We start from the raw sequence: 14045 nt of genomic DNA on the forward strand, positions 1-14045 counted from the left end.
AGAAAGGTTTTTTATTTCTTATGGCAAATTTTATGCCTATTTTCAGTTGTGTAAATATTCGTAAATATTCGCGATGTTGTGACGAAACGAAATGAAAGTACACAGATAAAAGTTGAGATAAATCTGCATTCAACCTAGTATTTACCTAGACATGCACAGATTACACGACAGAGGTACTTGATGACAAAATCTAAAAACAAGCAATCTTCAGGTTTATTTGCACAAGCCTTTGGAGTGGCTAAAAAGCTCAGTTCTGAATTACAGAAACTTCAAGTTGCCCCAACCACTTCTGGTGCAGAACTTGCAAATTCAACTCAGATTGTTGAAGGCAAAGCACGTTTCAAAAGTCCATTTGAAATAGAAAAATATGAGAGTCCACAGCAAATGCTACGTCAGCAGTTTCCAAAACTATCTCATCAGCTGTTAGGTCGTCATTATGCTAGAGTGAATAATGTGGCGTCATTTGTCTCGCCTGATTTGGGAGAAAAGGTTTCTGATTATTTATTCCAATGGTTGAATGAGTTTAGTTCGAATAGTTCTCTGACTGAAAAAATCCTGGAAGAAGCAGGGGTCAAGGATATTATTGAGCTAACCCAAGATACGGGGCGTTCGCAACGTTTAAGTCAAGCCCTGATTGAGCAGAATAAATTGCTCGCAGCAGCTCAAGGTGCTATTACGGGTGCGACAGGCGTATGGGGTGCGGCGATTGATATTCCTGCTTCGATTGTATTGGCGCTCAGAACGATTTATCAAACGGGTCGTTCACATGGTTTTGATTTAGCTGAAGATGCAGATCAAGACATTGTTGCCTTTATCTTTAAAGAAATAGATTTAAGTCTGGTGGCGGAAAAACAAACTTTATTGCTTGCCTTAAAAGCTTTGAAATCAATGCTTGAAACCCATGATTTGCAGCAGTTTCAACAATTGTTAGGCTCGAATAATGATATCGAGTTAGTGAAAAAGTGGCTGGTGGATGAAAGCGGTCAGTTTAAATGGAATTGGTTAAACCGTATTCCTCAGGCATCGGTGATTGGTAAGTTGACCCCAGTCGCAGGTGCCGCACTCGGTGGTTTCTATAGTTGGAGACTTTTAGAAGACGTTGGACATAAATCTCAATCTGTTTTTGGTGCGGCGCGTTTCTATATGAATGAACATCCGCAGGAAAAGCTTTCACCTTTAGAGGCTTATTTTAAAGCCGAAGCGATGTCGAAAAAGAGTCCACGTTTATTAAGTGCGACCAGCGTTGAAACCAATAAAGCCCCATCTGATGAACAGAATGCCGTGATTACCAAGGTCACCGTTCAAGTCAAAGAACATACAGCGGTTACGGTTTCTGTAGATGATAAGGTTGAAGAGGGAATTCAGCAATTAGCTGAGCAGCATGTGGTTGAGCACCCGCATACTGAACAGCAGCCTGCGCTAAAGCAGCAAGAGCACCTGCCGGTAGAAGAGAGTAATGAAATGGGTACAGAAACGAAGGCACTTGATATCGAACCTGCATCAACAAAACCTAGTTAAGCGTTGTATGCAATTTTAGATATCAAAACACAACAAAGCCAAGAAATGGTCAGCACTAACAATGTTGACCATTTTTACTTCTTAGCTTACAATTATGTGCCCTTAAAAAGAGGTTATTTTCTTTTTTTAAGGTTGTTTAATAACGGGAGAATTGCCAAATGGCAACAACAAATCAGTTGATCCGTAAGGGTCGTACGACTTTGATTGAAAAATCAAAAGTTCCTGCGTTGAAGGCTTGTCCACAACGTCGTGGTGTATGTACACGTGTTTATACTACTACACCTAAAAAACCTAACTCAGCAATGCGTAAGGTTTGCCGTGTTCGCTTAACTTCAGGTTTTGAAGTATCTAGCTATATCGGTGGTGAAGGTCATAACTTACAAGAGCACAGTGTTGTTCTTATCCGTGGTGGTCGTGTTAAAGACTTACCAGGTGTACGTTACCATACCGTTCGTGGTTCTTTAGACTGTGCTGGCGTTAAAGATCGTAACCAGTCACGTTCTAAATACGGTGCTAAGCGTCCTAAGAAGTAATTCTAGGAAACTAGCCCAAACAACCCTTTAGCGTTTCGCTTGTTTGAATTCTTCATAGATTTGTAATTCAAGCGACGTATAGTAAGGCCAGCGTCGTGTACATGACACTTGTACAAACTGCTGGATTATCCTGAAGTGTCATATTATTAGGTGTATTAAAATGCCAAGACGTCGCGTAGTCGCTGCTCGTGAGATCCTTCCAGATCCAAAATTTAGCAGCCAAACAATCGCTAAATTCATGAACCACGTAATGCAAGATGGTAAAAAATCTATTGCTGAAAGTATCGTTTACGGTGCTTTAGACCGCGTTCAAGAAAAAAACAAAGTAGACCCAGTTGAATTTTTCGAGACTACTCTTGAAAAAGTTCGTCCTATGGTTGAAGTAAAAGCACGCCGTGTTGGTGGTGCTACTTATCAAGTACCTATGGAAGTACGCCCATCCCGTCGTACTGCTCTAGCTATGCGTTGGTTAGTAGATGCTGCTGCTAAGCGTTCTGAAAAAACGATGGCTTTACGTCTTGCTGGTGAGTTGCTTGATGCAGCTGAAGGTAAAGGTGCAGCGATCAAAAAACGTGAAGACGTGCATCGTATGGCTGAAGCCAACAAAGCCTTCTCTCACTACCGTTTCTAAGCGGATAAAACAGTCCCTAATCAGGAGAATATTCATGCGTACCGCAGCTCGATTCAACATCGCTCTTTACCAAAGTGGGGGCTTTGCGGGTATTTAAGTTGCCTGCTTGGATATTCGTGCGCATCAATTTAATTGGTGCGTCCTGTTTTAAATATAACATTTAGGAATGTAGACATCATGGCTCGCCAAACCCCAATTAGTAATTACCGTAACATCGGTATTTCTGCGCACATTGACGCAGGTAAAACAACTACAACTGAACGTATTTTGTTCTACACAGGTGTATCTCACAAAATTGGTGAAGTACACGATGGTGCAGCAACAATGGACTGGATGGAACAAGAGCAAGAGCGTGGTATTACAATTACCTCTGCTGCTACAACTTGTTTCTGGTCTGGTATGGCTAACCAATTCCAACAACACCGTATCAACGTAATCGATACACCGGGACACGTAGACTTCACAATCGAAGTTGAACGTTCTATGCGTGTTCTTGACGGTGCGTGCATGGTTTACTGTGCAGTTGGTGGTGTACAGCCTCAGTCTGAAACTGTATGGCGTCAAGCGAACAAATATAAAGTGCCTCGTTTAGCATTCGTGAACAAGATGGACCGTACTGGTGCAAACTTCTTCCGTGCTGTTGAGCAAGTTAAAACTCGTTTAGGTGGTAATCCTGTACCTATCGTTGTGCCAATCGGTGCAGAAGATACGTTCACAGGTGTTGTTGACCTTATCGAAATGAAAGCGATTATCTGGGATGAAGCATCTCAAGGTATGAAGTTCGAATACGGTGATATTCCTGCTGACCTCGTTGAGACTTCTCAAGAATGGCGTACTAAGATGGTTGAAGCTGCGGCTGAAGCATCTGAAGAGTTAATGGACAAATACTTAGAAGAAGGTGATCTTTCTAAAGAAGAAATCATCGCTGGTCTTCGTACACGTACATTGGCATCTGAAATCCAAGTTATGCTTTGTGGTTCAGCGTTCAAGAACAAAGGTGTTCAACGTATGTTGGATGCTGTAATTCAATTCTTGCCTTCTCCAACAGAAGTTAAAGCAATTGAAGGTATTCTTGACGACAAAGATGAAACTAAAGCATCTCGTGAAGCATCTGACGAAGCACCGTTCTCTGCACTTGCGTTCAAAATCATGAACGATAAGTTCGTAGGTAACTTGACCTTCGTACGTGTTTATTCTGGTGTTCTTAAACAAGGTGATCCGGTTTATAACCCAGTTAAATCTAAGCGTGAACGTATCGGTCGTATCGTGCAAATGCATGCGAACGAACGTCAAGATCTTGATGAAATCCGTGCAGGTGATATCGCAGCGTGTGTAGGTCTTAAAGACGTTACAACGGGTGATACATTGTGTGATGAGAAAAACATCATTACCCTTGAGCGTATGGAATTCCCAGAGCCAGTAATTTCATTGGCTGTTGAACCAAAAACTAAAGCTGACCAAGAAAAAATGTCTATCGCTTTAGGTCGTTTGGCTAAAGAAGATCCATCGTTCCGCGTTCGTACAGACGAAGAATCTGGTCAAACCATTATTGCTGGTATGGGTGAGCTTCACCTTGACATCATCGTTGACCGTATGAAGCGTGAATTCGGTGTTGAAGCGAACATTGGTAAACCAATGGTTGCTTACCGTGAAACGATCAAAAAGTCTGTTGAACAAGAAGGTAAGTTTGTTCGTCAAACAGGTGGTAAAGGTAAATTCGGTCATGTATATGTTCGTTTAGAACCTATGGATGTTGAAGAAGCTGGTAAAGAATACGAATTCGCTGAAGAAGTTGTCGGCGGTACTGTACCTAAAGAATTCTTTGGTGCGGTTGATAAAGGTATTCAAGAACGTATGAAGAATGGTGTATTGGCTGGTTACCCTGTTGTGGGTATCAAAGCGACATTATTCGATGGTTCTTACCATGATGTCGATTCTGATGAATTGTCGTTCAAAATGGCTGGTTCATATGCTTTCCGTGACGGTTTCATGAAAGCAGATCCTATCCTTCTTGAACCAATCATGAAAGTTGAAGTTGAAACTCCAGAAGACTACATGGGCGATATCATGGGTGACTTAAACCGTCGTCGTGGTATGGTTCAAGGTATGGACGATCTTCCTGGTGGAACAAAAGCAATTAAAGCAGAAGTTCCATTGGCTGAGATGTTTGGTTACGCGACTCAAATGCGTTCTATGTCTCAAGGTCGTGCGACGTATTCTATGGAATTCGCTAAATACGCTGAAACTCCACGTAACGTGGCGGAAGGCATCATCGCTAAGTTCCAAGCTGGCGGTAAAAAAGGTGACGACGAGTAATCTTTCGATTACTATATTACCCAACTAAAATTTAGTTAAAAAACCAAGTGCTCATGGGCGACCCTCATGAGCAGTTTATAAAGGAAGATCATCATGGCTAAAGCCAAGTTTGAACGTAATAAACCACACGTAAACGTGGGTACAATTGGTCACGTTGACCATGGTAAAACAACTTTAACTGCTGCGATTGCAACTATCTGTGCAAAAACTTACGGCGGTGAAGCGAAAGATTACTCACAAATCGACTCAGCTCCTGAAGAAAAAGCACGTGGTATTACAATTAATACATCACACGTAGAATACGATTCTCCAATCCGTCACTACGCTCACGTAGACTGCCCGGGCCACGCCGATTATGTTAAAAACATGATTACTGGTGCTGCTCAGATGGACGGCGCGATCCTTGTATGTGCTGCGACTGATGGTCCAATGCCACAAACTCGTGAACACATCCTTCTTTCACGTCAGGTTGGTGTACCTTACATCATCGTATTCTTGAACAAGTGTGACCTTGTTGATGATGAAGAATTACTTGAATTGGTAGAAATGGAAGTTCGTGAACTTCTATCTACTTATGACTTCCCAGGTGATGACACTCCAGTTATCCGTGGTTCAGCACTTGCAGCACTTAATGGTGATGCTGGTCAATATGGCGAATCATCAGTTCTTGCTCTTGTTGAAGCGCTTGACTCTTACATCCCAGAACCAGAACGTGCTATCGATAAAGCATTCTTGATGCCAATCGAAGATGTATTCTCAATCTCAGGCCGTGGTACAGTAGTAACTGGTCGTGTAGAAGCGGGTATCGTAAAAGTTGGTGAAGAAGTTGAAATTGTAGGTATCAAAGATACGGTTAAGACAACTGTAACTGGCGTTGAGATGTTCCGTAAACTTCTTGACGAAGGCCGTGCTGGTGAGAACTGTGGTATCTTACTTCGTGGTACTAAGCGTGAAGACGTACAACGTGGTCAAGTACTTGCTAAACCAGGTACAATCAAGCCGCACACTAAATTCGATGCAGAAGTATACGTACTTTCTAAAGAAGAAGGTGGTCGTCACACTCCATTCCTTAACGGTTACCGTCCACAGTTCTACTTCCGTACAACTGACGTAACTGGCGCGATCAAATTACAAGATGGCGTTGAAATGGTTATGCCTGGTGACAACGTAGAAATGTCAGTAGAGTTAATCCACCCGATCGCAATGGACCCAGGTCTACGTTTTGCGATCCGTGAAGGTGGTCGTACTGTAGGCGCTGGTGTTGTTGCTAAAGTAACTGCATAATCGCTTAGAGTGATAAAAAAACACCCCTTTGGGGTGTTTTTTTTATTGGAAAAAATATGAATACATTAAAATCTATACCCAATAAGAAAATAACCTATTGTTTACGTGTAGTTTATTTCGTTTTATTTACATGTGCTATTAATATAATGATCATGTTGCCCATCACTTTTTGTAAATCATATCAATGGCTTGAAACATACTTTTTATTTTTCATCATATTGTCTTTTGGATTAAGTACTTTGATTTGGTGGTATGTCTTTAAAGTTGTAAGCGCAAGAATCCTCTTTAAGAACCAAATTTGCAGCTACTCAATTGATGATTTTGGATTTCATTATCATTTATTCAGTGGAAGGAAAAGATCAATTTTATTCAGTCAACTAAGTCATGATTCAAATAGATCACATCCTGATATTTATCTTGTTAATTATTCCAACTTACCAATTTCGCTTTATGTTTATCTCAATACTGCAAATACAAATAAAGTTATCGTCGAACAATTATATTTTCAATTAGGTGGGTTTCTTGGCGAATATATAATTAAAAACTCACATGAACTTGCTTGTGAGTTCTTTAAGCGCGTGCGTCAACAGCGACCTGATATTACCGTCTCTCCTGAGATTTACTATCAACTTAATATACATCCCGAGCATTTCAATTTTGATCACGATGTTGAACATCTGAAAAAGAGGAATAGAAGGTGGGTATTTGGAATAGTGACTATATTTTTGATTGGTGTTTGTTTATTTATATACCATAAGGATCGTTTTATACAAGGAGGTTAGATTGTCTGATAATTTTCGCTAAAAGCTGTCCTAAACTGATAGCACGCTGTCCCAAACTGCACTTAATTGATTCGCATAAAAACGTAATATAAAACTCAAGAAAACGAACAAAAGTGCTCAGTGGAGATATTCCACTGAAAAGGAGTAGGCAGCATGAATGCTAAAGTAAATGTTTCGAATCGTGCAGGTGCAAGTTTCCCAGTACGTCGTATGAATTTTGATTTTAATGAAGTTCCTGAATATTGGGTCAGTGGTTCTGCCGGTTTAACTCACTTTATGACAGGCTTATCTGCATTGTTTCCAGATGGTGAAAAACTATTTATCGACTCAGTGCGTGCTGTACGTTATCACCCAGCGATTAAAGACAATGAAAAACTGCAAAAAGAAATCAGTGCTTTTATTGGTCAAGAGGCGATGCACACGCAAGAGCATGTGAACTTTAATGTTTCCGCTCAGAAATATGGGCATGACGTTGAAACATTGGAAAGAAGAACAGGCGTTGTGATTCAAACGGGTCGTAAACTATTTGCTAAATTGGTCAAGCCCTTTGGTATGACACAAGAAATGGTGGATTTGACGGCAACGACAGCACTTGAACACTTTACTGCGACCATTGCTTCAGAATTATTGCGTAACCCGCATATTCAAGCATTGATGCAAGACAAGACCATGGAATATATGTGGTTATGGCATGCGGTAGAAGAAAATGAGCATAAAGCAGTTGCTTATGATGTATATGAGGAAATTTTTGGTCGTGGCGTAAAAGCATACGCATTACGTAATACTGCACTGGTTGTTTCGATGGTTGCAATTTTCCTCACTCAATCTTCATTTGTCTTAAAGCTCTTGAAAGATGATGGAAAATTAAACCTGAAAGAATTGGGTATGATTTATCAATATGCCTATAGTCCATCAAAAGGAATTATCTCTGGAATGGCGGGTGAAATGTTGGCGTACTTTAAGCCTGATTTCCATCCAAATGATTTAGATACCGTACAGTTGTTGCAAGATTGGAAGGCAAAATTGGGTCTGTAAACGTTCTTTATTCTGACCTGGTTACTCCTAAAAAGGGACAATAAATATTGTCCCTTTTTTATTTTAATCGTTCATTTCATACATGATTTTCAACGTGATGACATGTCCTAAGATGATGCTTTTCTGACCTTATTTGCACTTATTCGATGCACTGAAAAGGGCGTATAAAAGAAGTATCAACGATGGTTTATGCAGAATATTCACGGATAGGAGAACAAGGTATGAATGCTAAAGTCAATATTTCAAACCGAGCTGGCGCCAGTTTCCCTGTACGCCGAATGGATTTTGAATTTGGTGAGGTGCCACGTTATTGGGCCAATGGTGATGCTGCTTTAACTCATTTTATGACTGCGCTTTCAGCACTGTTTCCAGAAGGTGAGCAATTCTTTGTGAACAGTACTCGTGCAGTACGAAATGATCCCAAACTTGCAGATGAGCGACTTCAGAAAGAGATCAGTGCATTTATTGGTCAAGAAGCCATGCATTCCAAAGAACATCTTGCATTTAATGCTTCAGCACAGGCCTATGGTTATGCTGTGCGTGAAATGGAAGGGCAAACAGGTCGTTTAATCAATCGTACCGTTGGTGTTGCTTCAAAAATCCTTAAACCTTTTGGTTTTAGTAAAGAGATGATCGGATTAACGGGAACTTGTGCGTTGGAGCATTTTACTTCAACCATTGCAGAAGAGTTGTTAAGCAATCCAGACATTCAAGCGATGTTTATGGATCAAACCATGTACCATTTATGGATGTGGCATGCTGTAGAAGAAAATGAACATAAGGCGGTCGCTTTTGATGTGTATGAAGCCATGTATGGTCAAGGTTCTAAAGCCTATTTTATGCGTTCACTGGCTCTGGTCATTGCAATGGGTCTCATCTTTATTACCCAATCTTATTTCACCGCAAAACTTCTACAAACTGATGGCAAGCTGACATGGCGTGATACCAAATACATGATCAAATTTATGTATGGTTATAAAGGATTTATGACCTGTCAAATCCCGACCTTATTAGATTTTTTAAGGCCGAAGTTTCATCCAAATGATCAGGATACGACTGAGTTGCTGAATAAATGGCGTGCTGAATTAGGTTTTAATTTGAGTTAACTTCAACGGGCAGTCAAAACTGCCCATTTTTTTATTCAAATTTTGCTTTAAATTGCGGATAATCTGCAGCAGTATTTTATAGAGTGATAGATCGTGATTCGATTGATGCAGGAAAGCGATTTGGATAGTGTTGCTGCAATTGAGCGCTTGGTGCAAACCCATCCTTGGAGTAAACAACAGTTTCAGGAATCTTTAGCCTCGTATCAATGCACGGTTTATGAACAAGCTAATCAGGTCGTAGGATTTTGTATTCTGCAGCCGGTCTTGGATGAAGCAAATTTATTATTAATGGCGATTCACCCGAGTCAACAAGGGCGGGGACTCGGTTATATGTTATTGGATGACTCCATTCAGCAATTAAAAAATAATCCGATCCAGATTTTTTTAGAAGTGCGTGAAAGTAATACTGCTGCCATTGGTTTGTATGAAAAAACAGGTTTTCATCAAATTGACTTACGTAAGAATTATTATCCAAACCCTGATGGCTCGAGAGAGCATGCCGTGATTATGGTCAAGACATGCACGGATGATTTTGCAGCGTTATTTAATAATTAAATTGTTCCACTCGGAAGGCAGTGTACTCATCAATGAATTGCCGAGCTGATGGATTTCATGGTCTGAAAGTGGGCGATTGAGGCGACGCCATTGTCCATCGAGCAATAATTCCAGTGGCGTATATTGCGATTTATAATTCATTTTGGATGAATGTGGTACCCAATAACCAAGGTAAAGATAGTCTAGATTGAGTGTACGTACATATTCGATTTGTTTGAGGATGGCAAAAACGCCGAGTGAGCGACGTTGTTCATCTGGATCAAAGAAGGTATAGACTGCTGAAAGTCCATCATCCATTAAGTCGCAGGTTGAAACAGCAATCAGTTTTTGATCTTTCCATAATTCGATAAAGAAGCTTTCTGTGCAGCTATGCACCAGAAATTTTTCAAACTGGTCTAGGCTGGCTGGGTACATATCGCCATCTGCATGACGTTCATTGATATAACGTTCGTACAGATCATAATGCTGCTGAGTCGCTTGCGATGTTGGCAAAATACTCATTTGCAAATCTTGATTGCGTTTCCATGCCTTTTTTTGGCTGCTGTTCATTTTAAATTCTTGAACAGGAACACGACAGGATAAACACTGGCGACACAGATGACATTCAGGGCGGTAGACAAAATCGCCACTACGACGAAACCCGACACGAGAAAGTTCTGACAAGGTCACCACATCGATACGGTGAATTGGATCTAAAAACACCATCCGCGCCGATTTGTTATCAAGATAACTGCAGTCGTGCGGTGGAGTAATATAGTACTGTAAGTCATTTAAAAGGGACTTGGGTTGATATGATTTCATTAATCTGTCCCTCCAAGGTGCTAATCCGTTAACCGTCTAATTTTGCAAAAACTGCAATTGTTTTACTTGAAAATACACGTTCTTGATAACTTTTCCAATTGATAGAGGGGGCAATAATTACATCTTGTAACGATTTAAGATAGTCTTGGCGAGAAAGTGTACGTGCACCAAGGCTTAAAAGATGATCATTGACCAATTGACAGTCAATCCATGGCAACTGATTTTCCTGTCCAATCAGCATTAGGGTATAAAAAGCCATCTTGGAAACATCGGTTTCGGTACTAAACATCGACTCCCCAAAGCAGCCTTTACCAATACTGACACCATAGAGTCCGCCAACCAATTTATCCTGCTGCCAGACTTCAACACTGTACGCATATCCTGCTTGGAATAATGCACAATAGCCTTCGATGATATCTTCACTGATCCATGTTTCATTGGCATAGCTTCGAGGCAATGAACAAGAACGAATCACATCTTCAAAGGCATGGTTAATGGTAATTCGATAATCATGTTTCTTCATATTCCGAAGCAAGGATTTACTCGGTTTGTAGGTATGAGGTTCGATAATGCAACGGGGTTCAGGACTCCACCAACAAATCGGTTCATCTTCATTGAACCATGGAAATAATCCATGTGTATAGGCTTCGAATAAGGTAGAAGGGTGAAGGTCGGCGCCAATACAGATAAATCCTTGTCCTTCAGGATCGGCTTCGATTGGATTGGGAAAAATATAGTGTGAGGGTGGGAGTTGTTGCATAGTGGAAGAAATCAATCAGACTCATTCTAAGCTAACTGAAGTTATCGGGAATGGCAATCTTTGTCGTTGCCATTCCCAAAACAGCTTTAACTAAATAAGCGCAGCTGTTTCGCAATCTGTAGTTTTTTGCTGTCCAAGAAAATTTGTGCTTTACCTTGAATAATTTCAAGACTTTTTTCTTGGTCAGAGACGGTTTTGCCATCTTTATCTAAGACCAACCAATTGAGTTGGCTGATTGCATCTTGTACATATTGTGCAAATTCACTTGCTGACTCTAAACCATCAATAAAATGTGCGCGATAGAACAATTGATGGAAATGTTCCGTCGGGATGCCAATACCAGTAATTGGGCTGATCAGCACATTATAGTTCTGGTGAAAACTGGCTTGTTTGAGTAAATAATGGTTCAGGCGCTGACATTGCTCTAGTGTCTGTTGTTTGGGTTCCAAGCTTTGGCAAGGTTGTGCCAAGCCTAAATGCGATAAAATCACCAGGGCATTGAGGATTTTTGCATAGCTTAATGTCGGTAAGCTTTGTTCTAGTTCCGCAATCGTTAGGGCTTGATAGTTTTCCTGTGCGAACTTATCACCAATCGGTTGGTAGATTTCCTCAATTAAATTGAAGGTGCCTAACAGCCCACTGATATTGGTGGGGAGTTGCTCTTTGGCAGTGAGCAATACAAAAGCAGTTTTACGTAGCCGTTCTTGTACTTGTAGAGGGGTAAGGGTGTTTTTACCTCGAATAAACAAATCACGTCTAAATTGAGTGTTGGCAAAATAGTCGCGACATTGTTCTTTAAAAATAGGGTGTTCAATTTCATTCAAAAAAGCTTGATGCTGTTCTGAAAAATTAATGTTATCGAGATGAGTACTTAAATCGGTAGAACCCGCATAGGATAACTTGATTTCATCCAGAATACGGACAATTTGCTGGAAAGAAAAACATTGCCAATCTTGATTCAGATATTCGTGAATCAAATAATTCGGATTTTGCTGTTTTAAATCAGCGACTTTTTGTACGGCATTGGGATTACGTTGCGCAAAAATTGGATTCTGTTTAAGTAGATCTTCACTGAAGGTGAGGGCCTCATTGACCTTTTGCAGTGGATTGGTACTTTTACTGTTGAATTTAAAGTGGCTATGGAACAACTCGCGAATTGGCATATTAGCTGCCCAACCAGTAACGCAGTTATAGCTGATATAGACAATCCCGTTGGGTTTTAGGAATTTTCGGATAAATTTGAGAATAATGTACTGATTTTCATAACTAATCCAGCTCCAGATACCATGCAGACTGATGGAGTCAAACATGGGGAGGTCAGAACGATTCAACAACTCTTCAAAACTGTCATCATAGAAATAATGTTCGGTCTGGCTCTGTTCTGCCAGTTGATTGGCATGTGCGGCATGGGCTGGGTTAAAGTCCGTCCCGTAAAATGCCGCTTCATTACAGGTCGCATGAATATTGACACTCACACCTTGTCCAAAACCAAGTTCGCAATGATGGTGATTTTCCTGAAAGTCGGGACTATCGATACCATTTAACAGCAAGCAAAACTTTTGGAAATTCGGGCTGAGGTCACGATAATAACCGTAGGTATAATTTACTTCTGTTTGGTAGCCATTCGTCCAGGTCGTTGTCATTGAAATATCCTATAGACTGATCGTTGATGTGTTTAAAAAGTCGTCATTTTTTTGATTGTATGGATACTGGCAAAAAAAAACCACCAAAGATTGGTGGTTTCTTAATATTGGCCTAATTAGTTTAAATTATCGAGATATTTCTCTGCATCTAAGGCTGCCATACAACCTGAACCTGCTGAAGTAATGGCTTGGCGGTAGATACTATCTGCGACATCACCTGCAGCAAATACACCTTCTACAGAGGCAGCAGTGGCGTTGCCCGCAGTGCCACTATGCACTTGGATATAGCCATCACGTAGATTCAATTGACCATCAAACATGCCTGTATTTGGCTTATGTCCGATTGCAACAAACAAGCCTTGAACTTGAATGTCTTGAGTGCTTGCATCTTGGGTTGATTGGATACGAACTGCAGTTACACCAGTTTTATCACCCAAGACTTCATCCACTTGATGGTTCCAGATAATACTGATTTTGCCTTCTTTTTCTTTGGCAAAAAGATGATCTTGCAAAATCTTTTCAGAACGTAAGCTGTCACGACGGTGAACAAGGGTCACATGCGCTGCAATATTAGAAAGATAAAGTGCTTCTTCAACTGCAGTGTTACCACCACCCACCACCATGACATTTTGGTTCTTATAGAAGAAACCATCACAGGTTGCACATGCGCTCACGCCTTGGCCCATAAACGCAGCTTCAGATTCAAGACCTAGGTATTGTGCAGTTGCACCTGTTGCAATAATCAACGCATCACACGTGTACTCTTCCATATCGCCTTTGAGTACGAATGGACGAGTTTTAAGATCTACTTCATTGATATGATCGTAGACGATTTCTGTACCGAAACGTTCTGCATGAGCTTGCATACGTTCCATAAGTACAGGACCAGTTAATCCTTCTGGGTCGCCTGGCCAGTTGTCAACTTCAGTGGTCGTTGTTAATTGACCACCGAGTTGCAAACCCGCAATCAGTGTTGGCTTGAGGTTAGCACGTGCAGCATAGACTGCTGCGCTATAGCCTGCAGGACCAGAACCCAAAATAATTAACCGTGAGTGACGAGCGCTCATTAAAGAACATCCTT

The 14045-nt window shown here is 40.8% G+C and carries 13 protein-coding genes; 9 read left to right on the forward strand and 4 right to left on the reverse strand.

What is annotated here, in order from left to right; translation table 11 throughout:
* The first annotated feature begins 180 nt into the window (after positions 1 to 180).
* The 9 genes from V6E90_RS01295 to rimI all read left to right on the forward strand — a co-directional run bounded on the left by V6E90_RS01295 (position 181) and on the right by rimI (position 9760).
* Positions 181 to 1518, forward strand: coding sequence for an EcsC family protein (locus tag V6E90_RS01295; protein ID WP_332604265.1), 1338 nt, complete (start codon positions 181 to 183; stop codon positions 1516 to 1518).
* Positions 1519 to 1676: 158 nt separating this feature from the next.
* Positions 1677 to 2051 carry a 30S ribosomal protein S12 gene (gene rpsL, locus V6E90_RS01300; protein WP_004638184.1) on the forward strand — a complete coding sequence of 125 codons (375 nt, stop codon included), beginning with the start codon at positions 1677 to 1679 and terminating at the stop codon, positions 2049 to 2051.
* 160 nt (positions 2052 to 2211) lie between these two features.
* Positions 2212 to 2682 (forward strand): 30S ribosomal protein S7, encoded by a 471-nt coding sequence (rpsG, locus tag V6E90_RS01305; protein WP_004655203.1) that lies wholly within the window; start codon positions 2212 to 2214, stop codon positions 2680 to 2682.
* A gap of 177 nt (positions 2683 to 2859) precedes the next feature.
* Positions 2860 to 4998, forward strand: a complete 2139-nt coding sequence (gene fusA / locus V6E90_RS01310; protein ID WP_332604267.1) for an elongation factor G — start codon at positions 2860 to 2862, stop codon at positions 4996 to 4998.
* A 93-nt stretch (positions 4999 to 5091) separates the two neighbouring features.
* Complete coding sequence (gene tuf / locus V6E90_RS01315; RefSeq protein ID WP_004655200.1) at positions 5092 to 6282, forward strand: elongation factor Tu; 1191 nt, start codon at positions 5092 to 5094, stop codon at positions 6280 to 6282.
* A gap of 56 nt (positions 6283 to 6338) precedes the next feature.
* A complete protein-coding gene (locus V6E90_RS01320; protein WP_332604268.1) occupies positions 6339 to 7064 on the forward strand; it encodes a hypothetical protein in 726 nt (241 codons plus the stop codon).
* A gap of 153 nt (positions 7065 to 7217) precedes the next feature.
* Entirely contained in the window at positions 7218 to 8099 is an 882-nt protein-coding gene (locus V6E90_RS01325; RefSeq protein ID WP_332604269.1) for a metal-dependent hydrolase, read from the forward strand.
* 221 nt (positions 8100 to 8320) lie between these two features.
* The gene (locus V6E90_RS01330; protein ID WP_332604270.1) at positions 8321 to 9205 is read left to right on the forward strand and encodes a metal-dependent hydrolase; all 885 of its coding nucleotides are present in this window, start codon (positions 8321 to 8323) and stop codon (positions 9203 to 9205) included.
* Positions 9206 to 9298: 93 nt separating this feature from the next.
* The gene (gene rimI / locus V6E90_RS01335; protein WP_332604271.1) at positions 9299 to 9760 is read left to right on the forward strand and encodes a ribosomal protein S18-alanine N-acetyltransferase; all 462 of its coding nucleotides are present in this window, start codon (positions 9299 to 9301) and stop codon (positions 9758 to 9760) included.
* Here rimI and V6E90_RS01340 read toward each other — a convergent pair.
* From V6E90_RS01340 to trxB, 4 genes are all read right to left on the reverse strand, one after another.
* Positions 9746 to 10561: an arginyltransferase gene (locus V6E90_RS01340; RefSeq protein ID WP_016541968.1), complete on the reverse strand. Its 816-nt coding sequence runs from the start codon at positions 10559 to 10561 to the stop codon at positions 9746 to 9748. The two genes, rimI and V6E90_RS01340, sit on opposite strands and share 15 nt — an antisense overlap.
* A 28-nt stretch (positions 10562 to 10589) precedes the next feature.
* Complete coding sequence (aat, locus tag V6E90_RS01345) at positions 10590 to 11321, reverse strand: leucyl/phenylalanyl-tRNA--protein transferase (RefSeq protein ID WP_332605057.1); 732 nt, start codon at positions 11319 to 11321, stop codon at positions 10590 to 10592.
* Between the two features lie 86 nt (positions 11322 to 11407).
* On the reverse strand, positions 11408 to 12964 hold the full coding sequence (locus V6E90_RS01350; RefSeq protein WP_332604272.1) for a class I SAM-dependent methyltransferase: 1557 nt from the start codon (positions 12962 to 12964) through the stop codon (positions 11408 to 11410).
* A gap of 116 nt (positions 12965 to 13080) precedes the next feature.
* Positions 13081 to 14031: a thioredoxin-disulfide reductase gene (gene trxB / locus V6E90_RS01355; protein ID WP_016541965.1), complete on the reverse strand. Its 951-nt coding sequence runs from the start codon at positions 14029 to 14031 to the stop codon at positions 13081 to 13083.
* Between the last annotated feature and the right edge of the window lie 14 nt (positions 14032 to 14045).

The sequence above is a fragment of the Acinetobacter sp. ESBL14 genome, from assembly GCF_036668815.1.
Classification (GTDB): domain Bacteria; phylum Pseudomonadota; class Gammaproteobacteria; order Pseudomonadales; family Moraxellaceae; genus Acinetobacter; species Acinetobacter gyllenbergii.